The organism is Pseudarthrobacter sp. NPDC092202 (assembly GCF_044755505.1).
GTDB lineage: Bacteria > Actinomycetota > Actinomycetes > Actinomycetales > Micrococcaceae > Arthrobacter.
Genome location: NZ_JBIVRG010000008.1, coordinates 20,262 through 38,456, shown reverse-complemented (window position 1 = coordinate 38,456; position 18,195 = coordinate 20,262). Strand labels below are relative to the sequence as shown.

General features: G+C 67.2%; 17 protein-coding genes and 1 pseudogene. 9 read left to right on the top strand and 9 right to left on the bottom strand.

The window, feature by feature from the left end:
• The first annotated feature begins 48 nt into the window (after positions 1 to 48).
• Positions 49 to 1,151 (top strand): annotated as a pseudogene (locus tag ACIQF4_RS13240) (ABC transporter substrate-binding protein).
• Positions 1,152 to 1,173: 22 nt separating this feature from the next.
• Here ACIQF4_RS13240 and ACIQF4_RS13235 read toward each other — a convergent pair.
• The 3 genes from ACIQF4_RS13235 to ACIQF4_RS13225 are packed head-to-tail and all read right to left on the bottom strand — an operon-like array spanning position 1,174 to position 3,617.
• On the bottom strand, positions 1,174 to 2,139 hold the full coding sequence (locus tag ACIQF4_RS13235) for a carbohydrate kinase (RefSeq protein ID WP_400517576.1): 966 nt from the start codon (positions 2,137 to 2,139) through the stop codon (positions 1,174 to 1,176).
• Between the two features lie 51 nt (positions 2,140 to 2,190).
• On the bottom strand, positions 2,191 to 2,766 hold the full coding sequence (locus tag ACIQF4_RS13230) for a DUF1349 domain-containing protein (RefSeq protein ID WP_350001477.1): 576 nt from the start codon (positions 2,764 to 2,766) through the stop codon (positions 2,191 to 2,193).
• Positions 2,767 to 2,816: 50 nt separating this feature from the next.
• On the bottom strand, positions 2,817 to 3,617 hold the full coding sequence (locus ACIQF4_RS13225; protein WP_350001478.1) for an alpha/beta hydrolase: 801 nt from the start codon (positions 3,615 to 3,617) through the stop codon (positions 2,817 to 2,819).
• Positions 3,618 to 3,721: 104 nt separating this feature from the next.
• Here ACIQF4_RS13225 and ACIQF4_RS13220 point away from each other — a divergent pair, with 104 nt between their 5' ends.
• From ACIQF4_RS13220 to ACIQF4_RS13210, 3 genes are all read left to right on the top strand, one after another.
• Entirely contained in the window at positions 3,722 to 4,048 is a 327-nt protein-coding gene (locus tag ACIQF4_RS13220; RefSeq protein WP_350001479.1) for a GYD domain-containing protein, read from the top strand.
• Between the two features lie 81 nt (positions 4,049 to 4,129).
• Complete coding sequence (locus tag ACIQF4_RS13215) at positions 4,130 to 5,710, top strand: succinic semialdehyde dehydrogenase (protein ID WP_400517573.1); 1,581 nt, start codon at positions 4,130 to 4,132, stop codon at positions 5,708 to 5,710.
• Positions 5,710 to 6,561 (top strand): SDR family oxidoreductase, encoded by an 852-nt coding sequence (locus ACIQF4_RS13210; RefSeq protein WP_350001483.1) that lies wholly within the window; start codon positions 5,710 to 5,712, stop codon positions 6,559 to 6,561. Before ACIQF4_RS13215 ends, ACIQF4_RS13210 begins: the two co-directional genes overlap by 1 nt.
• Before the next feature lie 9 nt (positions 6,562 to 6,570).
• On the opposite strand, the gene ACIQF4_RS13205 is transcribed toward ACIQF4_RS13210, so the two are convergent.
• From ACIQF4_RS13205 to ACIQF4_RS13190, 4 genes are all read right to left on the bottom strand, one after another.
• Positions 6,571 to 7,536 (bottom strand): ribokinase, encoded by a 966-nt coding sequence (locus tag ACIQF4_RS13205; RefSeq protein ID WP_350001484.1) that lies wholly within the window; start codon positions 7,534 to 7,536, stop codon positions 6,571 to 6,573.
• Entirely contained in the window at positions 7,533 to 8,960 is a 1,428-nt protein-coding gene (locus ACIQF4_RS13200) for an MFS transporter (protein ID WP_400517571.1), read from the bottom strand. Before ACIQF4_RS13200 ends, ACIQF4_RS13205 begins: the two co-directional genes overlap by 4 nt.
• Positions 8,961 to 10,025: a nucleoside hydrolase gene (locus tag ACIQF4_RS13195; protein ID WP_350001488.1), complete on the bottom strand. Its 1,065-nt coding sequence runs from the start codon at positions 10,023 to 10,025 to the stop codon at positions 8,961 to 8,963.
• 190 nt (positions 10,026 to 10,215) lie between these two features.
• Entirely contained in the window at positions 10,216 to 10,434 is a 219-nt protein-coding gene (locus ACIQF4_RS13190; RefSeq protein WP_350001489.1) for a hypothetical protein, read from the bottom strand.
• A gap of 175 nt (positions 10,435 to 10,609) precedes the next feature.
• Here ACIQF4_RS13190 and ACIQF4_RS13185 point away from each other — a divergent pair, with 175 nt between their 5' ends.
• From ACIQF4_RS13185 to ACIQF4_RS13175, 3 genes are all read left to right on the top strand, one after another.
• A complete protein-coding gene (locus ACIQF4_RS13185; RefSeq protein WP_350001491.1) occupies positions 10,610 to 11,656 on the top strand; it encodes a LacI family DNA-binding transcriptional regulator in 1,047 nt (348 codons plus the stop codon).
• A gap of 49 nt (positions 11,657 to 11,705) precedes the next feature.
• Complete coding sequence (locus tag ACIQF4_RS13180) at positions 11,706 to 12,812, top strand: RelA/SpoT domain-containing protein (protein ID WP_350001493.1); 1,107 nt, start codon at positions 11,706 to 11,708, stop codon at positions 12,810 to 12,812.
• 254 nt (positions 12,813 to 13,066) lie between these two features.
• Positions 13,067 to 13,312, top strand: coding sequence for a hypothetical protein (locus ACIQF4_RS13175; RefSeq protein ID WP_350001495.1), 246 nt, complete (start codon positions 13,067 to 13,069; stop codon positions 13,310 to 13,312).
• A 141-nt stretch (positions 13,313 to 13,453) separates the two neighbouring features.
• Here ACIQF4_RS13175 and ACIQF4_RS13170 read toward each other — a convergent pair whose 3' ends face one another.
• Together ACIQF4_RS13170 and ACIQF4_RS13165 are read right to left on the bottom strand one after the other, a co-directional pair.
• A complete protein-coding gene (locus ACIQF4_RS13170; protein ID WP_400517570.1) occupies positions 13,454 to 14,641 on the bottom strand; it encodes a mandelate racemase/muconate lactonizing enzyme family protein in 1,188 nt (395 codons plus the stop codon).
• A 10-nt stretch (positions 14,642 to 14,651) separates the two neighbouring features.
• Positions 14,652 to 15,695 carry a LacI family DNA-binding transcriptional regulator gene (locus tag ACIQF4_RS13165; RefSeq protein ID WP_231456466.1) on the bottom strand — a complete coding sequence of 348 codons (1,044 nt, stop codon included), beginning with the start codon at positions 15,693 to 15,695 and terminating at the stop codon, positions 14,652 to 14,654.
• 230 nt (positions 15,696 to 15,925) lie between these two features.
• Between ACIQF4_RS13165 and ACIQF4_RS13160 the strand changes: the two genes are divergently transcribed.
• Entirely contained in the window at positions 15,926 to 17,254 is a 1,329-nt protein-coding gene (locus tag ACIQF4_RS13160; protein WP_400517568.1) for an extracellular solute-binding protein, read from the top strand.
• Positions 17,251 to 18,195 carry a carbohydrate ABC transporter permease gene (locus ACIQF4_RS13155; protein WP_400517566.1) on the top strand — a complete coding sequence of 315 codons (945 nt, stop codon included), beginning with the start codon at positions 17,251 to 17,253 and terminating at the stop codon, positions 18,193 to 18,195. Before ACIQF4_RS13160 ends, ACIQF4_RS13155 begins: the two co-directional genes overlap by 4 nt.

Sequence of the window (18,195 nt, the reverse complement as noted above, 5' to 3'; positions counted from 1 at the left end):
GGCGCTCCATAATCTCGTCTCAGCATCCGCATCAGCAAAGGAACTCCAGTGTCAGATCCGTCCAGCCAGAGCCCCGAGAGCCCCCAGACCCAGCAAAGCTCCACCCGGATCGTTGCCGGACAGTCCGCCGCTCCCAAGCGGCTGCTCAGCCTGAAGGTGGGAATCGCCGTCGGCATCCTTGCCCTCATTGGCGGGGGCGCCGCCGTCGCCTCCGCGGTCAACAGCGGAGGCCCTGGCGCAGTCCAGGAAGCCGCCCCCGCCGTCAACGCGGCCGCGGAGCTGAAACTGGGCTACTTCGGCAACGTCACCCACGCGCCCGCCCTGGTGGGGGTCAGCCAGGGCTACATCGCGGAGGAGCTCGGCGGCACCGAACTCAGCACCCAGGTGTTCAACGCCGGCCCGGCGGCGAATCGGTGAACATCATCGCCGGCGCTGCGGCCGGCGGCGCCCAGCTGGTGGTCAAGCCGGAGATCAGTTCCGCCACGGACCTGAAGGGCAAGACCCTCGCTTCCCCGCAGCTCGGCGGCACGCAGGATGTTGCCCTCCGCGCCTGGCTGGCCTCCCAGGGCTACAAGACCAACGTCGACGGGAGCGGCGACGTGGCCATCAACCCCACCGAGAACGCCCAGACGCTGAAGCTCTTCCAGGACGGAAAGCTCGACGGCGCATGGCTGCCTGAGCCCTGGGCCTCACGCCTGGCGCTCACCGCCGGCGCCAAGGTACTGGTGGACGAAAAGGACCTCTGGGACGGCTCGTTGTCCGGCAAACCGGGCGAGTTCCCTACCACCATCCTGATCGTCAACCAGAAGTTCGCAGCGGAACACCCGGACACTGTGAAGGCGCTGCTCAAGGGCCACGTGAAGTCAGTCGAATGGCTGAACGACGCGGCCGATGGCGAAAAGGCCAGCGTCATCAACGCCGCCCTCAAGGAATCCGAGGGCGCGGAGCTGAAGGCTGACGTCATTGACCGTTCCCTGAAGAACATCGTGTTTACCGTGGACCCGCTTGCCGGAACCTATGAAAAGCTCCTGGCCGACGGCGTCGCTGCCGGCACCACCAAGCAGGCCGATATCAACGGGATCTTCGACCTGGCCGCGCTCAACGGCGTAACGGGCGAGAGGACCTCGGCTGCCGGGCTGGGCAAGGAGTAACGCCAAGCCCCACCAGTTCTGCCTACTCCCCCAGGACGGCGTCCAGCTCCGCCCGCGTGGGCGGGTTGGCACCGGGCCGGGAAACCGTCACCGCGGCGGCCCGGGCAGCATGCGCCAGGAGCTCGGCCAGCCCCTCGGCGGGAAGTTCGCGCAGGTCCTTCCGGTTCTGGGCGCCATCCAGGCCGCGGTCCACCAGGCCGGAGAGCAGTGCCGCCATGAACGAGTCGCCCGCCCCCACGGTGTCCGCCACCTCAACCCGGGGTGCCGGCACTTTGGCTTCGCCGGCGTGGCACACTCCCCAGGGCCCGTCGGCACCGCGCGTGACCACCACCATGGCCGGCCCCTCGGATCCGCCCAGGGACAACCAGCGGCGCGCGGCATCCAGCACGTCCATGTCCGGGTACAGCCAGGCCAGGTCCTCATCGGAGGCTTTGACCACGTCCGCCAGGGTGACGAACTTCTCGGCATGCCTGCGTGCGTAGTCCACATCGGTGATGATGCTGGGCCGGCAGTTGGGGTCGAAGCTGATGGTGGCGTGCGGGTGGGCGTATTCGACGGCGGCCAGCACGTCGGTGGCGCCCGGCGCCAGCATGGTGGCGATGGAGCCGGTGTGCAGCAGCGTGGTGCCCTGCAGCATGAAGGCGAACCGGTCGGCGATGCCGGGAAGCTCCCAGGTGAGGTCGAACGTGTAGGTGGCGGCGCCGTCGTCGTCAATCAGGGCGGTGGCCACGCTGGTGGGCAGGTCATCCGGGCCCATTGGAATCATCACGGAGCTGGCGCGCAGGTGCGCCGCGACCGCATCGCCGTAGGCGTCGCGGCCGTACCGGCCGATGAACTGCACCGGGTGGTCAAGGCGGGCCAGGCCCACCGCCACGTTCAGCGGGCTGCCGCCCACGTGGGCTTCAATCCCCGAGGCGCGCTGGACAACGTCAACAAGGCCTTCGCCAATAACAGTGAGCATGGTCATACTCTGCCAGAAAGAGCGCAGCTGACGCTGTCCGTGACGGCGGCCGCGGTGTCAGGGGCCAACCGGCCGGGGTCAGTGCAGGGCGCCGTCGGGTTCCGTGGTCCGCCAGGCGTGGAAGGGCACGGCCAGTCCCGCCCTGGTCGGGGCGCAGATAAAGGGGCCCGCCTGGGCTGCCTCCGCAGGATCGAGCGGAACCACCCGGACCAGCTGCAGGGCCCCGTCCCCTGCCTTGGCCCGGATGGTCAATGCGTTGCCGCTGCGGCTGATCCGGACGAGCACCCGGCTTCCCTTCCAGGCCGGAACCGGGGCCAGGGACCAGTCGGACATCCCGTCGGTGACCACCGCCCCCAGCTGGCAGGCGCCGTCGGTGAATTCGACGCCGGCCTTGACCCACCGCTCGGCGGAAACGCGCACGAAGATCCCGGCCTGGTCGAACTGCTCCGAGAAGCCTGCGGTGAATTCCACCTCCATGGCGGAATCCTGCCGGAATGGCGCCAGAAGCGCGTGCTCGCTGTCATGGACGAAGCCGTACGACGTCACCCGCCAGGCGTCGCTGCCCTCCTTGGCAGTGACCAGCAGATCCGTGCCGTGCTCGACGGCGGAAACGGGCGGGTTGGTCCAGGTACCGTGCTGCCAGGGAATGTCCATGGCCGCCACTGTACTGCAGGCCGGCGCGCCTCATTGCGCCTCCGCCGCGCTCAGCGAATCAGCTCCCGGACGAGTTCCCGGCATGTTCCGTAGGCCGGGGCATGGGGATCGATCAAGCCGAAATGGTCCCCGGGCACCGTCACGAGCCGCGCCGGCACAGGCCCGGGCCCGCTCGCCTCCACATAGGAGGTGGACATCGCCAGCGGCACGGATTCATCCTCCGTGGCATGGACGGCGTAGACGGGAATGTCCAAGGGCAGCGCGGCCATCGGATCCGCGTACCGGTACCGGCCGGGGAATTCCGACGGCGGCCCGCCCAGGAAGTTGGCCACCGCACCATCGCTGAGGTGCATCTTCTCCGCTTCCGCCAGGTCCAGCAAGCCGGACTGGCTCACCACCCCGGTGAGGCGGACGCCGTCGTCCCTCGCTCCAACCTCGCTGTGCTCACCCACCAGCCCCAGCCGGGGCAGCCGGTCGCGGCCCGCCGCCCACACCGCGAGGTGCCCGCCCGCGGAATGGCCCAGCGCCACCACCCTGTCCAGGTCCAGGGCATGGGGCGCGGCAAGCTCCTGCAGTTTGTCGATGCCCGCCAGGACATCGGTGAACGTGTGCGGCCAGCCGCCGCCGTTCCCTGCCCGGCGGTACTCCAGGTTCCATGCCGCCATTCCGTGCGCGGCGAGATCCTCGGCCAGCGGCTCCCCCAGCTCGGCCCCGTACTTCGACCGCCAGTAGCCGCCATGGATCACCACCACTACGCCCCGGTCCGTACCGCCGTTTGGCAGGTCAGGAAGGAACAGTTCGCCCCACTGGCTGGTGTCCCCGCCGTACTCATACCTATGCCGCTGCACCATGTGCCGAGCGTACCGCCAGCCAATGACAAAGCCGTTGCCGTGCCATCCGTGCACTGCCATTCTGGGTAAATCCGCACTCCAGAACCCAATGAAGGGATAGGAAAATGCCACTCTATCTGTCGAAGTTCAGCTACACGCCGGAGACCTGGGGCCGGCTGATCAACAACCCGGAGGACCGGCGGAAAGCCGCGCAGGCGTACATCGAATCCGTGGGCGGAAAGCTGCACGGATTTTGGTACGCCTTTGGGAGCCATGACGGCTACAACCTGTGGGAAGCACCGGACAATGTGTCCATGGCGGCGGTAGCACTGGCCATCAGCGGCGGCGGCGCGCTGAGCTCGTTTGAAACCACAGTTTTGATGAGCGTGGAGGACACGATGGAAGCGCTGCAGAAGGCTGCCGAGATCAAGTACCGGCCGCCGGGCAGTTGAATTTCCGGGACTACCGGTCCAGGATCGGCGGCCCTCCTGCGGCTAGGCTCGGGAATTACATTGCAGCCAAAGGGGACCACGATGATCAGCACCACCCAGCCGGGAACCACGCCGGCAGCAACCGGCCGAAAGCTTGCAGCGCCTGCGGCTCTTTCCCACCTGCCGGACCTGGTGACTTGCGGACCGGGCCGGGGAACGCAGGCTTCCTACTCTCCGCTGGACGGCAGCCTGGTGGGCGCAGTCCCCGTCTGCACGCCGGACGACGTCGTGGCCGCCCTCGAAAGCGCCCGGGCAGCCCAGCGGGAGTGGGCCGCCGTTCCCCTCCGCGAGCGCCGCGCCGTCGTCGCGCGGTTCCACGCACTGCTCCTCCACAGGGAGGCGGAGATCCTGGACCTGGTCCAGGCGGAGAGCGGCAAGTCGCGGCTCAACGCGTTCGAGGAACTGGCCGATGCCGCCCTGACCGCGGCCTACTACCGGCGCACGGCCGAACGTTTCCTCCGTCCGCGCCGCCGCACGGGAGCGGCGCCGGGCCTGACGCGCACAGTGGAGTACCGGATCCCCAAGGGCGTGGTGGGCATCATCAGCCCGTGGAACTATCCCCTGACCCTCGCCGTCTCGGACGCGATCCCCGCCCTGCTGGCCGGCAACCCCTGTGTCCTCAAGCCTGATTCCCAGACCCCGTTCACCGCGCTGCTCGCCCTGGAGCTGCTGCGGGAAGCCGGACTTCCCGCGGACCTGTTCCAGATTGTCACAGGCGACGGGCCGGTGCTGGGCCCCGCCCTGGTCGGCGGCGCCGACTTCCTCATGTTCACGGGATCCTCCGGGACCGGGAAGGTGGTGGCGCAGCAGTGCGCGGAGCGGCTGATCGGCTTTTCGGGCGAACTGGGCGGGAAGAATGCCACCCTGGTCCTCGCCGACGCGGACCTGGACAAGGCGGCCAGGGGTGCCGCGCAGGGCTGCTTCTCCAACTCCGGCCAACTCTGCATCAGCATGGAACGCATCTACGTCCACCGCGCTGTCTTCGACGACTTCCTGGCAACCTTCACTAAACACGTTGAAGCGATCCGGTTGGGTGCCGGACCGGGCTGGGACATCGACATGGGCTCACTCACGGGCCAACGGCAGCTGGACCGGGTCAGCGCGCATGTGGAGGACGCCCTGGCCAAGGGCGCGCAACTCATCACGGGCGGACGTGCGCGGCCGGACCTTGGCCCGTACTTCTACGAACCCACCGTCCTCACCGGCGTGACCGGGGAGATGGTGGTCGCGCGGGAGGAGACCTTCGGGCCCGTGGTGGCCGTCTACCAGGTGGACGGCGACGAAGAAGCGGTGGCCCTGGCTAACGACTCCCACTACGGGCTCAACGCCAGCGTCTGGTCCGCACGGCACGGCCGCGAGGTGGGGCGGCGCCTTCTCACCGGGACGGTCAACGTCAACGACGGCTACTCCGCTGCCTGGGCGTCGCACGATGCCCCGATGGGCGGGATGAAGGATTCCGGCGTGGGGCGGCGCCACGGCAGGGAGGGCATCCTGAAGTACACGGAAGCCCAGACAGTCGCGAGCCAGCGCCTTGTTCCCGTCGGCCCTCCGCCCGGCATGGGGAACGAGCGGTACACCAGGCTGATCAAGGGCGCGCTCACGCTGATGGGGCGGCTGCGCTGATGGCCGGCGGAACAGCGCTCTCCGGCAGCACCGTGCTCATCACCGGGGGCGGCAGCGGACTGGGCCGCCGCATGGCCCTGGAGGCTTCCCGGCGGGGCGCCCGGGTGGTCATCTGGGATGTTTCGGCCGACGGCGGGACGCGGGTCCGCGATGAAATCCGCAGCGCCGGCGGCGTGGCGGAGACGCAGACGGTGAATGTGGCGGACAAGGAGGCCGTGCAGACGGCGGCCGGGGCTGCAGGTCCGGTGGACGTGCTGATCAACAACGCCGGTGTGGTCACGGGAAAACTGCTCCTGGATGCCGCCGACGAGGATATTGAGCGGACCTTCGAGGTCAACGTCCTGGCACTGTACTGGTTGACGCACGCGTTCCTCCCCGGCATGGCCGCCCGCGGCCGCGGCACCGTGGTGACCGTTGCCAGCGCGGCCGGGCTGGTGGGCGTCGCCAGGCAGACCGACTACTCGGCCAGCAAATTCGCAGCGTTCGGCTTCAACGAGTCACTGCGCGCCGAGCTGCGGGCGGGCAGGACCGGCGTCGGCACCCTGGTGGTCTGCCCGTATTACATCGACACGGGCATGTTCGACGGCGTGCGGACCCGGTTCCCGCGCCTCCTCCCCATCCTGAAGGAGGAGGCGGTGGCGGCCAAGGTGCTGGACGCCGTCGAAAGCGGACGGCAGAAGCTGGTCCTCCCTCCCTTGGTGAACCTGGTCCCCGCCGCCCGGCTGCTTCCGGTGGGAGCCTTCGACCGGCTCATGGATACCCTGGGCATCAACCGGACCATGGACCGGTTCACCGGTCGCCCCGCCGACGTTCCGGGGGCACCCGGCGCCAAGAACGGCGGCGGCGCCTGAACTTACTCCCTAAGCGCCAAGCAGGCGGGCCACGTCAGCCGCCTCCGGGTACGCAGCCTGCGTCCCCTTCCGGGTGGTGGCCAGGGCCGCAGCCACGGAAGCGAACTCCGCGGCCCCGGCCAGTGCGTCCCCGGCGGCCAGCCGGACGGCAACGGCACCGGTGAAGGCATCACCCGCTCCAGTGGTGTCCACGGCCTGGACCGTGGTGGGCGCAATCCGGACCACCTTGGAACCCTCGGGAGCAGTAGAGTCCAGCACCACCGAACCCTGCGAACCGAGAGTCACCAGCACCTGGCGGATCCCCCGCTGCGCAAACCGCAGGCGCACCCTGTCCCACTCGGAATCAGCAGCGTCGGGGCCCGGGGCAGCGGCGTCGCCGCCCAGGAACAGCGCGGCCTCATGCGCGTTGACCAGCAGGACATCGGTGAGGACGGTCAGCTCCTCCGGCACCTCGCCGTACGGCGAGAGATTGAGCAGGACTGTTGCGCCGGCGTCGTGCCCTGCCTGTGCGGCGGCGAGCACCGTGTCCAGGCTGACCTCCAGGCAAAGGCAGACGACGGCGGCCTGCTCCAGGACGTCCGAGGCCTCCGCCACGTCCGCCGGCGACAGGGTGCCGTTGGCGCCTGCCGAGATGATGATGTTGTTCTCGCCGCCGGCATCGACCGCGATGACCGCCACACCCGTGGGCTCGGACGATATGCGGACGCGCCCAACGTCCACCCCGGCACCGGCGGCGGAGGACAGCAGCATGGCGCCGTTGGGGTCCTCCCCCACCGCGCCCACCAGGCTGACGCTTCCGCCCAGCCGGCTGGCGGCAACGGCCTGGTTGGCGCTCTTCCCGCCCGGGTTCACCGCGAACCCGTTGCCGTGCACCGTCTCGCCGGGCAGCGGAAGGCGTTCACAGTAGATGGTGAGGTCCGCGTTCAGGGAGCCGACGACGACGATCCGGCCTGTCTGTTCGACGGCGGCGCTCACTCAGCCACCTCGGCTTCAACCGGCTTGGGGATCAGGAGCGAGGCGCCGAACGCCGCGATGGTGAGCACGAGGCCGACCACCACGACGGTCAGGTAGGAGGCCTTAGCATCGCCGAGGGCCGTCGTCGCCACCAGGACCGCCGGCAGCACCAGGAAGCTGAGCCCGGCGCCAAGGTTGAAGGCGCCCGCGTTCATGCCGGGCAGGAAGCCCGGGTTGCCTGCGGGCGAAAGGACAACACCGAGTCCGTTGAGCATGATGTTGACCGTACCGGCGTACATGATGCCCAGCAACACCGTGCCGGCGATCATCAGGGGCAGGCTGTCCAGGCCGAAGAACGCGATGATGGCCAGCGCCGCGATGCTGCCCAGGAGGCCGATGCGCAGCACCTTGGTGTAGCCAAGCACCGGGGCGAGCCTGCCGCTGAGGGGCCCCACCGCCCAGCCGAGCAGCGCGTAGGGCGTGAGGATGATGAGCGACATCTCGGTGGGCCCGATGCCGAAACCGGGGTCGGCAGCCTGGACGTAGGCGGGGACAATGCCGTTGATGACGGCGAAGATGCCGGTCATGGTCAGCGTGGTGGTGAGCAGCGGCGCCCAGGTGGAGCGCTGGCGCAGGTGCACGGTTTCCACCATCGGCTGGCTCGCCCGCTTTTCGGTCCGCCAGAACAGGTAGAACGCGGCGGCGGACACCAGCACCAGCGTGAGGCTCAGCATCAGGGTGCCGGAGGAGAAGGCGCCCACCAGCTTGGCGCCTTCGTTCAGGGCGGTGAGCAGCGCGCCCACGGCGACCACGATGAAGAACACACCCAGCCAGTCCATCCGGGTGCCGGCACCCGGCTTGCTTTCACCAGCCAGGACAGCGATGAGCGCGGTGGCAACCAGCGCCAGGACCACCATCAGCCAGAAGATGCTGCGGAAGCCGAAGTGCTCGGCAAAGTAACCGCCCACAAAGGAGTCCACGCCTGCCACGCCGCCGTTGACGGCCGTGATGAGGCCCATGAGGGTGCCGTACTTGCGCGGGTTGGTGACAGCGGAGCGCAGCATGATGAGGCAGAGCGGAACGGTGGGGCCGCTGACGCCCTGGATGATGCGGCCCACGAAGAGCCACGTAACGTCCGGGGCGAGGGCTGCGATGACGGACCCCACGGCCATCAGGAGCATCATGCCCATAAGGATCTTCTTGCGGCCCACGATGTCGCTCAGGCGGGGCAGGAACAGGGAGAACAGGGCGGCCGCGGTGAAGAACCAGGTCTGGGAGAGGCCGATGACGGCCTGGTCAGTGTTGAGCTCCTCGCCCATGGTCACCAAGGCGGGGCTGAGCATGGAGGCGTTGAGCTGGAAGGCCACACAGGCTGCCAGCAGGGCGACCATCAGGGCGGTGACGTTGCCCTTCGCGGTCCGGGTTTCGAGGACGGTGGCGGTCATTTACTTGACCCCTCCGGCGGTGAGGTCGGCACGTTCCTGGCGGTCGACGTCGGCCGTGTCCGTTGTGGTGCGCGCGGCACCTATGAGCGGATTACCGATGGTGACCAGGGCCTCGGTGACCAGGTTCCAGAACTTTTCATGGTCCAGGTCCACGGCGACGCTGGTGTGGCAGTCCGCCGGCGCGGGCGCCCGGAAGTCCGCCACCGTCATGCCGAGCGTCAGCCTGCCCTGCAGCTCGATGTCGACCGGCACCTTGCGGGTGGTGACGATGCTGGGGTCGATCACGTAGGCCACGGCGCAGGGGTCGTGCACCGGCGGGTGGTCGAAGCCCTGGGCGTCCTTGTAGGTGTGGGCGAAGAAGTCCATGAGTTCGGTGACGAATTTCGCGGGCCTGGTGCCGATCGCTGCGATCTTCTCCACGACGTCCGGGGTGGCGAGCGCCTGGTGCGTCAGGTCCAGGCCCACCATCACCACGGGCCACTTTTCGTTGAAGACGATGTGCGCGGCCTCGGGGTCGATGATGATGTTGAACTCGGCCACGGCGCTCCAGTTGCCCACGTGGTAGCCGCCGCCCATGAGGACCACTTCCTTCACGCGTTCCACGATGCGCGGTTCCTTGCGGGCGGCCAGGGCGATGTTGGTCAGGCCGGCGGTGGGCACCAGGGTGACGGTGCCGGGCTCGTGCGCCATGACGGTGTCGATAATCAGGTCCACCGCGTGGCGGGGGTCCAGGTCAATGTCCGACGGCGGAAGTTCCGGGCCGTCCATGCCGCTGTCCCCGTGGATGTCCGGGGCGGTTTCGATGCTGCGCACCAGGGGGCGTCCGCAGCCGGCGGCGAAGGGGACGCCGGTGATGCCGGCGATGGTGCCGACGGCCAGGGCGTTGCGGGTGACCTTTTCCAGGGTCTGGTTTCCCACCACCGTTGTGACGGCCAGCAGGTCGATGTCCGGGTTGCCGTGGGCGAGCAGCAACGCCACAGCGTCGTCATGCCCGGGGTCGCAGTCAAGAATGATCTTTTTGCGGCCGGAAGATTGCCGGTCAAGGGAAGGGGCAGTGGGTTCCACGATGATCTCCACGTCGTTGGGGCCCGCGCAGGTGTATCACTTGTTGCGCGGGGAGCTGAAGCGTTCAGGAGAGATCATGGCAGTGTTGTGGGGCACACGTCAAACGCTTGACGTACACGCAGGTCAAGCGCTTGATGCCAGCGCCTGCGCGAAGGGGCGCTGGCTGGTGTCGCGTGTGTACGGTACCGGTTTAGTGGCGCTTCACCTTGCTGGGCTTCCCGGTTTCGGGGTGGGCCTGGGCCTCGTGCTGTTCGTACCTTTGGCGGGCCTCCTGGAGGTGCTGTTCAAGCTTCTCCTCCGCCTCGCGCCGGCGCTGCCCCACGGTCCGGATCTGCTGGGACGTCGGCGCGACGTGGGCGTGCTGGTGGGGGCCAAGGTCCCGCGCTGTTGCATGGCTGGTATCGCTCATACGGGCATCGTCCCACCAGAGCCCCCGGTCCGGAAGGCCTGTATGACCCCCATTTTTCGGAGCGCCGGGGAGCGCCCATTTTCCTGTCCGGTGGCCGCTTCCGCGGCGCGTGATGCCATGGCATGCCTGGCCTTGGAGGACAGCCTGCGGGTGCGCTGCCTACTACGATCGAGGTATGGAATCCGCGGAACAGCTGCAGCAGCCCGTGCGTTCGCGGCGGATCACGGCGGCGATGGTGGCCGCACGGGCAGGGGTCTCCACGGCCACGGTCTCGCTGGTGGCCAACGGCAAGACCGCCGGCCGGGTCTCCGAGGACAACATTTCCAGGGTCCGGGAGGCAATCGCCGAGCTTGGCTACGTGGTGGACGGCATCGGCAGTTCGCTGGCCAAGGGCGTGAGCTCGATCGTGATCCTGGTGGCGCCGGACATCTCCAACCCGTTCTTCGCCAAGGTGATCGCCGGCGTGCGGGAGTCCTTGGGCCCGCAGTACCAGCTGCTGCTGTCCGTCACGGAGGCCGGCGAGTCGCCCCGGGCCGACGACGTCCGGCGGCTGATGTCCCTGCGTCCGGCAGGACTCCTGGTGGACGCACCCAGCGCAGGCTTCCTCGAGGACCTCGCGTCGCCGTCGCCCGTTGTGCTGCTGGACGCGCCCGGGCTGGAGGCCTACGCGCCGTCGGTGAACCTGGACGTGGCAAGCGGTGCGCGGGAACTCGCGGCGCATCTGGCGGACGCCGGACACCGCGAGGTGGCGTACGTGGACAGCGTCACGGGCACGGAAACCTTTGCGCTCCGGCGGAAAGCCTTCCTGGAGGAGGCGGCTGCCCGCGGCATCACCGTCGGGGCGGGACGCATTATCAGCACCACCATCGACGTCGGCACGGCGGCTTCAGCCTTCGCCGCCGCCTGGCCGGGGTGGCAGCGGGAGGGGGTGACCGCCGTTGTCTGCGGCACCGACACTCACGCCTACGGTGTGCTGCAGGAGGCCCGCGTGGCCGGCGTGCGGATTCCGGAGGAGCTGGCGGTGGCCGGTTTCGATGACCTTCCGTATTCGGCCACGAGCAATCCGGGCCTCACCAGCGTCCACCTGCCCGCCACTCCCTTGGGTCTCAAGGCCGGGGAGCAGCTGCGCCGCCTCATGGAAGGCCAGGTGCTCGAACAGGCCGGGGTCACGCTGGAGAGTTCACTGGTGGTGCGCGGATCCACGGCCGTGGCGGAACGCTGAAGGCGCCCGCCGCCGTCGTTCTGTCAGTGCCCGGCCGTAAGCTGGAACCATGCCGAGTCATTGGGACAGCCTGGACGCGAGCCTGCGCGAATCCGTGGAGCAAAACGTGGAGATCTACGAGCGCGTCCGCCCTGCCCTGAAACTGGTCACCCGGGACGTCCTGCTGACCCTGCGGGACATGCTGAAGGACTCCGAGGTCACGCCGCTGTTTGTCACCGGGCGCACCAAAACGGTGGAATCCTTCAAGGAAAAGATCTCCCGCATCGAGGAGCCGCTGGAGCCGGGCGGACCCCCGGTCCTGAAGTTCCCGGACCCGTTCCGGACCCTGAACGACATGGTGGGGATCCGGGTGATCACCAAGCTGCCTGCCGAGAATGCGGTGGTGGCCAACATCATCAAGCACCAGCGCCAGCTCTTCGACTGCCGGGGTGACCGCGAAAAGGACATCGGTTCCATCGAATCCGGCACCTACGGGTATTCCAGCCGGCACCTGATCCTGCGCACCATCCAGAATGAGGCCGTCAAGGAATACCAGCAGGTTTTCAACCCGGACGCCGTGCCCAACGGCAGCTACTTCTTTGAGTGCCAGATCCGCACCATTTTTGCCCACGCGTGGAGCGAGATCGAGCACGACATCCGGTTCAAGGCGGAGGACCCGCGTGCCTGGACCCCGCACTTCGACCGGCAGTTCACCGCCACCGCGGCCATGCTGGAGACGGTGGAGACTGCCTTCGCCGACCTCCACGAGCGCTACGAGGAAGTCCGCAGTTTCTGGGATGCCGAAGGTGAGGGCGCGGCGCCGCTGACGCCCAACCGCATCAGGGATGTCTGGCGGACGCTGCTTCCGCACGTGGACCGCAAGGTGGACGACGACTGGGGCTGGGCCGCCGAGCTCCTGGCCGCGCACGGCCTCAACCAGACCATGCAGCTGGCAGGGCTGCTCAGCGCCAACCGCATCACCGAGGTCCGGAGGGCCCTGGACCACCGCTACTCCCCCGGCCCCGACCGGCTGCTGGATGACCTGCTGCTGTGGCAGTACGGCACCAAACACATCGACCTCACCGCGGAAGCGTCCGACGCCGTCCCGCATCCGCGGCGCGACAGCCTGATGCGGCGGCTGCGGCAAATTGAGCGGTACCGGCTGACGAAGAAGTAGGGGCTCCCCCGTGAGTTCCGCCACCTTATTTTGATGCACTCAAAATAAGCCGTAACGTTGATACCAGGCCATCGAAGCCCTGTCCGGGCTGTATGCGGGTGAACAGTTCCCCGAGCGCCACTGCGCCGGCTCCCCGCACTGCATCGAACCCCACCCCCATTGCCCCCTGCGGACCACCCGCAGGTCTGAGGCACGTGGGAACGGCAGGGATCCCGGACGCGCAGCCACCTAACCTCACGCATCAGGAGAACAGCATGACCCAGACACTCGAACGTCCCGTCACCATCAAAGCAACCCCGGCCACCGCGGCCGGTACACCCCGCGGCGGCAGCTACGTCACCCTGCCCGGTCACCCGGCCGACTCACGCCGCACCGAGGCAGGCTACATCTCGCTGCCAGGAGGCGGCACCCGCACCGGGAGCAAAGCCCAGGGCAGCTACGTAACCCTGCACTCGGCACCCCTGGGCGACACCGAAATCGGCTACACGCGCCGCGGCTAACACCGCCACCGTCGGGCGTCAGGCATCAGGCGTCAGCAGCGGCGGGCCGGCATGACGAAGCGCCACCCCTCGGAATTCAGCTCAGCAAATACCGTTGAAGCGTCCCGCGTGCGGCTCCAGCACCCCTAGCCCTGCCATGGTTCAGCTGACCGGCGCGGCGTCCAGGTTGAAGTAGGACCGGGCGTCCGGGGGCCTGATGTCAGCCACAGCATCATGGAAAATCCGCATTGGATGGGGCGTGTAGGGGTGCTCGGCAATCGCCTCGAAGTCGAGTTCGATGCCCAGGCCCACGCCCTCGGGAATGAGGATGTCACCCCCCTCGGTCAACCGGAGGCGCTCATTGGAAATCTCTCCGCGCCACGGGACGTCGGAGGCCATAATTTCCAGGTATCGGAAGTTCGGCAGCATCGCGCCAAGCTGCAAGGTGGCTGCGGTGCTGAGCGGACCGCTCGGGTTGTGCGGTGCGAAGGGGATGTAATGGGCTGCCGCCAGCGTGGAGATGAATGACAGCTCCAGCAGGCCCCCCGCGTGTGTAACGTCCGGCTGTATGTAGTCCACTGCGTGCCGTGCCAGGGCGGGCACAAAAGTGTTCCGTCCGAACCAGCGCTCCCCGGCCGCGATCGGTACTGGCGACTTCGAGCGTATTTCCACAAGGGAGTCGATTCCGTCCGGCGGGCAGGGCTCCTCAAAGAACACGGGCTGGAACTGCTCTATTTCACGGCTAACCCGGATTGCGGTGGGGACATCGAAACGGCCGTGTCCTTCGATGAACAGCTCGATATCGTCGCCTACTGCTTCCCGGACAGCGGCGACGGGCTCGAGCATGCGCCGCAGCTCCCGCGGCTCGAGGGTCAGGTCAGCGGCCTCGAACGGGTCCCACTTGAGTCCCCGGAAACCTTGGGCAACTGTCTGCACGGCGGCGTCCGCGAAGTCCTCCGGCGATTTTGCTCCCGAGAACCAGCCGTTGGCGTACGCGCGGACCCGGTCGCGGACCTGGCCACCGAGCATGCGGTGGACAGGCACACCCAGCGCGCGTGCGGAAACGTCCCACATAGCCATTTCGAGGGCGCTGAGGGCGGTCATGGTCACGGGACCCCCGCGCCAGTAGGCGTCGCGGTTAAGTTCGTAGATGTTCCGGGCGATGCAGGTGGGATCCTTGCCGCGGACAGCGTCGGCGAGGACCGCCACCGCGCCCCGAACAGCATGCTCCTGGCCTTCAAGTGTTGCTTCGGCAATGCCGGTAAGGCCCTCGTCGGTGCTCAGGCGGACGAAGATGAGGTTCGTCCGGTAGAAGTCGACAACAACAGTGTCGAGATTGGTGATTTTCATCAGCAGGACCTCAGGCGGCGGGTGGTGCCGTGGAGTCGCGGACAATCAGGTGGGTGGCGAGCTCCACGCGGTGCGAATCCAGGACTTCCCCGCGCGCCTGGCGCAGCACAGACCGGAACGCCGCACGCCCCATCTCCTCCAGCGGCTGGGCTATGGAACTCAGCGACGGGACCGACTCCTCGCCCTGGTTTGTTCCGTCAAAGCCGATAAGGCTCAGGTCTTCGGGAACCCGGATGCCGTGCCGGCCCGCCTCGCCGAGAATGCCCAGGGCGATGGTGTCGCTGCCGGCGAAGATCGCCGTCGGAAGCTTGTCCAGCTCGAGCAGCGCCTGCAGGCCTCTAACGCCGCTTTCCCGCCGGAACCTGCCGCCGGAGTAGATGTACTGCGGGTCCACCGGCACGCCATGCGCCATGAGTGCGGCCATGTAGCCGTGCAGCCGCGCCTGGTTGCACTCGGCATTCTCGATGCCGCCGATGTACGCGATCCGGCGGTGCCCCAGCTCCAGCAGGTGTTCCGTGGCCGCCTTGCCGCCGGCCCAGTTGGTGGCCCCGATGCTGACCACGTCGGCGGAGGGCGGGTTCAGCGGGTCAATCACGACGACGGGAATCTGGCGGCGCCGGAAAGGGTGCAGTTGCGTCTCGCTGAAGGCTGAGGTCACCACAATCATTCCGGCCCTGCCCTCGTCCACCATGCGCTGGGCACGGCGCTCAGGGCTGCGCCGCCCCTGGCCCGCGGGACCGGTAACGCTGACCAGGATCTCGACGTCGGCATCGGCCGCGGACTGCAGCACGCCGTTGAGGACCTGAATGGTGTACGCGGAATCGAGGACATCGATGACCACTTCAATCACGGTGCCGGTCTCCCCGGCGGAACGGCGCTGCAGCGGCGACTGGTATCCGGCCTGCTCAAGCACGGCCAGTACACGGGCCCGGGTTTCCGGCGACACATCCTCGCGGCCGTTCACCACCTTCGAAACGGTGGGCGCGGAAACCCCGGCCTGCTGGGCAACGGAGGCAAGCGTCGGCTTGGCCCGTTCCGGGATTTTCGTTGCCATCTGCTGAGACCTTTCGAAAAGTTTCGTTGACTCATTGTTCAGATTTCCGCGAGACAGGTCAAGGGACCCAGAAGTGCCAGCGAAATAAAGCCGGAAAATTGGGTCTTGACCTATCGCACCCCCGACCTTTAGTTTAGACCGTGACCTAAATCACGCGTTCGAAATATTTCGAAACCGCAGGTAGAGTTCACGCCTACATTTGCAACGAAGCAATCTCAGATGGAGACGCAATGAAGCAATCCCAGACCTCCCGGCGTTCATTCCTCGCCCTTGCTGCCCTCACCCCCTTCGCCGCCATGACGGCCACTGCCTGCGGAACGTCGGGACCGGGTTCCTCCAGCAGCGGCGGTGGCGCCAGCATGTGGTACCTCTCCGGCGAACCCAACCAGACCACCATGCAGAAGGCCGTTGATGCCTTCACCGCCGCGAATCCGGACAACAAGCTCGCGGTGACCTACTTCCAGAACGACGCGTACAAAACCAAGATCAAGACCGCGATCGGCGCCGGCCAGGCGCCCACCATCATCTACGGCTGGGGCGGCGGCACCCTGAAGACCTACGCGGAGGCCAACCAGGTTGACGATCTCACCGCCTGGTTCGACGAGAACCCGGACCTGAAGGACAAGTTCTTCCCCTCGTCGTTCGGCGCAGCCACGGTCAACGGAAAGATCTACGCACTGCCCAACCAGTACGTCGCCCCGATCGTCCTGTTCTACAACAAGGAACTGTTCGAAAAGGCCGGCGCCCAGCCGCCCAAGACCTGGGATGACGTGATGTCGCTGGTCAAGACCTTCAACGACATGGGCGTGGCACCCTTCTCACTGGGCGGCCAGTCCAGGTGGACCTCCATGATGTGGCTGGAATACCTGCTGGACCGCATCGGCGGCGCCGAGGTCTTCACTGCCATCTTTGAGGGCAAGCCGGACTCCTGGATGCATCCCGCCGTCATCGAAACCGGAACCAAGATCCAGGAGCTCGTCTCCGCGGACGGGTTCATCAAGGGCTTCTCGTCCATCGCCGCGGACTCCAATGCGGACCAGGCCCTGCTGTTCACGGGCAAGGCCGCCATGATGCTGCACGGTTCCTGGACCTACGGTGCCATGAAGAAGGGCGGCCAGAACTTCGTCCAGGACGGGAAGCTGGGGTTCGTCCAGTTCCCAACGGTTGCCGGCGGCAAGGGCGATCCAAAGAACGGCGTGGGAAACCCGGCCCAGTACATGTCGATCTCCTCCAAGGCAACGGACGCGGAAAAGGAGACGGCGAAGAAGTTCTTCAAGGACGGCATCCTGACCGAGACGGTCATCGATACCTACATCAATTCCGGCTCCGTCCCGATCGTCAACGGCATCGAGGACAAGCTCAACAGCTCCGAGGACAAGGACTTCCTGAACTTTGTCTACGACCTGGCCAAGAACGCCCCCAACTTCCAGCAGTCATGGGACCAGGCCCTGAGCCCCACCGCGGCTGAAGCCCTGCTGAACAACATCGACCAGCTGTTCCTGAAGTCGATCACCCCGCAGCAGTTCGCCGAGAACATGAATGCAACCCTCGGAAAATGAGTAACGCCGTGGCCACCACCCGTAAGACCAAGCCGGCGACCCCCGCCGGGACTGGCCCAGGCAAGGGCGGAGACCGTAACGCCGCCCTTGCCTGGTTGACCGTGCCTGCGCTGTTCTTCTTCCTGGCATTCGCCGTGGTGCCGCTGGCCGGCGTCCTGGTCCTGAGCTTCGCCAGCTGGGACGGCATTGGCGCCATCGGGGCGGCGGGGCTGGGCAACTGGTTCTCCGTGCTCGCGGACCCCGGGCTGTACAACGCCCTGGGGCTGACGTTCCTGATCATGATCGCCTCCTGGCTGGTCCAGACCCCCATCAGCCTCCTTTTGGGTGTCTTCACCGCGGGAAGCCAGCGCTACCGGGCCGCCCTGGCCGTGCTGTACTTCCTGCCGCTGCTGCTTTCATCGGCAGCAGTCGCCATCGCCTTCAAGGCCCTGCTGGACCCGAACTTCGGCCTGGCAACCGGGCTGGGGCTGCCCTTCCTGGCGCAGGACTGGCTGGGCGTCCCCCACCTGGCCCTGGGTCTCGTCATCTTTGTGATCGCCTGGCAGTTCGTCCCCTTCCACACGCTCATCTACCAGGGCGGGGTCCGGCAGATTCCCAAGTCGCTCTACGAGGCAGCGGAAATCGACGGGGCGGGAACCATCAAGCAGTTCTTCCACATCACCCTCCCCCAGCTGAAGTACACCATCATCACCTCCTCCACCCTGATGGTGGTGGGGTCCCTGACGTACTTCGACCTGATCTTCGTCCTCACCGGCGGCGGCCCGGGCAACTCCACCCGGATCCTGGCCCTGGACATGTACCTGCGGGGCTTCCGGGCCAACCTCATGGGACCGGCCAGCGTCATCGCCGTCATCCTCGTACTCATCGGCCTTGCACTCGCTTTGTTCCTCCAGCGCCTTGGAGGCAAGGACAAGCAGGGCAGCCAATTGGAAGGAATGTAG

Bases quoted from the DNA above. Each gene is read 5' to 3' on its own strand.
- ACIQF4_RS13230 (WP_350001477.1), bottom strand. From the start codon at position 2,766: ATGGACATTCCCTGGCAGCACGGTACCTGGACCAACCCGCCCGTTTCC.
- ACIQF4_RS13160 (WP_400517568.1), top strand. From the start codon at position 15,926: ATGAAGCAATCCCAGACCTCCCGGCGTTCATTCCTCGCCCTTGCTGCC.
- ACIQF4_RS13225 (WP_350001478.1), bottom strand. From the start codon at position 3,617: ATGGTGCAGCGGCATAGGTATGAGTACGGCGGGGACACCAGCCAGTGG.
- ACIQF4_RS13155 (WP_400517566.1), top strand. From the start codon at position 17,251: ATGAGTAACGCCGTGGCCACCACCCGTAAGACCAAGCCGGCGACCCCC.
- ACIQF4_RS13175 (WP_350001495.1), top strand. From the start codon at position 13,067: ATGACCCAGACACTCGAACGTCCCGTCACCATCAAAGCAACCCCGGCC.
- ACIQF4_RS13210 (WP_350001483.1), top strand. From the start codon at position 5,710: ATGGCCGGCGGAACAGCGCTCTCCGGCAGCACCGTGCTCATCACCGGG.
- ACIQF4_RS13165 (WP_231456466.1), bottom strand. From the start codon at position 15,695: ATGGCAACGAAAATCCCGGAACGGGCCAAGCCGACGCTTGCCTCCGTT.
- ACIQF4_RS13185 (WP_350001491.1), top strand. From the start codon at position 10,610: ATGGAATCCGCGGAACAGCTGCAGCAGCCCGTGCGTTCGCGGCGGATC.
- ACIQF4_RS13200 (WP_400517571.1), bottom strand. From the start codon at position 8,960: ATGACCGCCACCGTCCTCGAAACCCGGACCGCGAAGGGCAACGTCACC.
- ACIQF4_RS13190 (WP_350001489.1), bottom strand. From the start codon at position 10,434: ATGAGCGATACCAGCCATGCAACAGCGCGGGACCTTGGCCCCCACCAG.
- ACIQF4_RS13215 (WP_400517573.1), top strand. From the start codon at position 4,130: ATGATCAGCACCACCCAGCCGGGAACCACGCCGGCAGCAACCGGCCGA.
- ACIQF4_RS13220 (WP_350001479.1), top strand. From the start codon at position 3,722: ATGCCACTCTATCTGTCGAAGTTCAGCTACACGCCGGAGACCTGGGGC.
- ACIQF4_RS13170 (WP_400517570.1), bottom strand. From the start codon at position 14,641: ATGAAAATCACCAATCTCGACACTGTTGTTGTCGACTTCTACCGGACG.
- ACIQF4_RS13180 (WP_350001493.1), top strand. From the start codon at position 11,706: ATGCCGAGTCATTGGGACAGCCTGGACGCGAGCCTGCGCGAATCCGTG.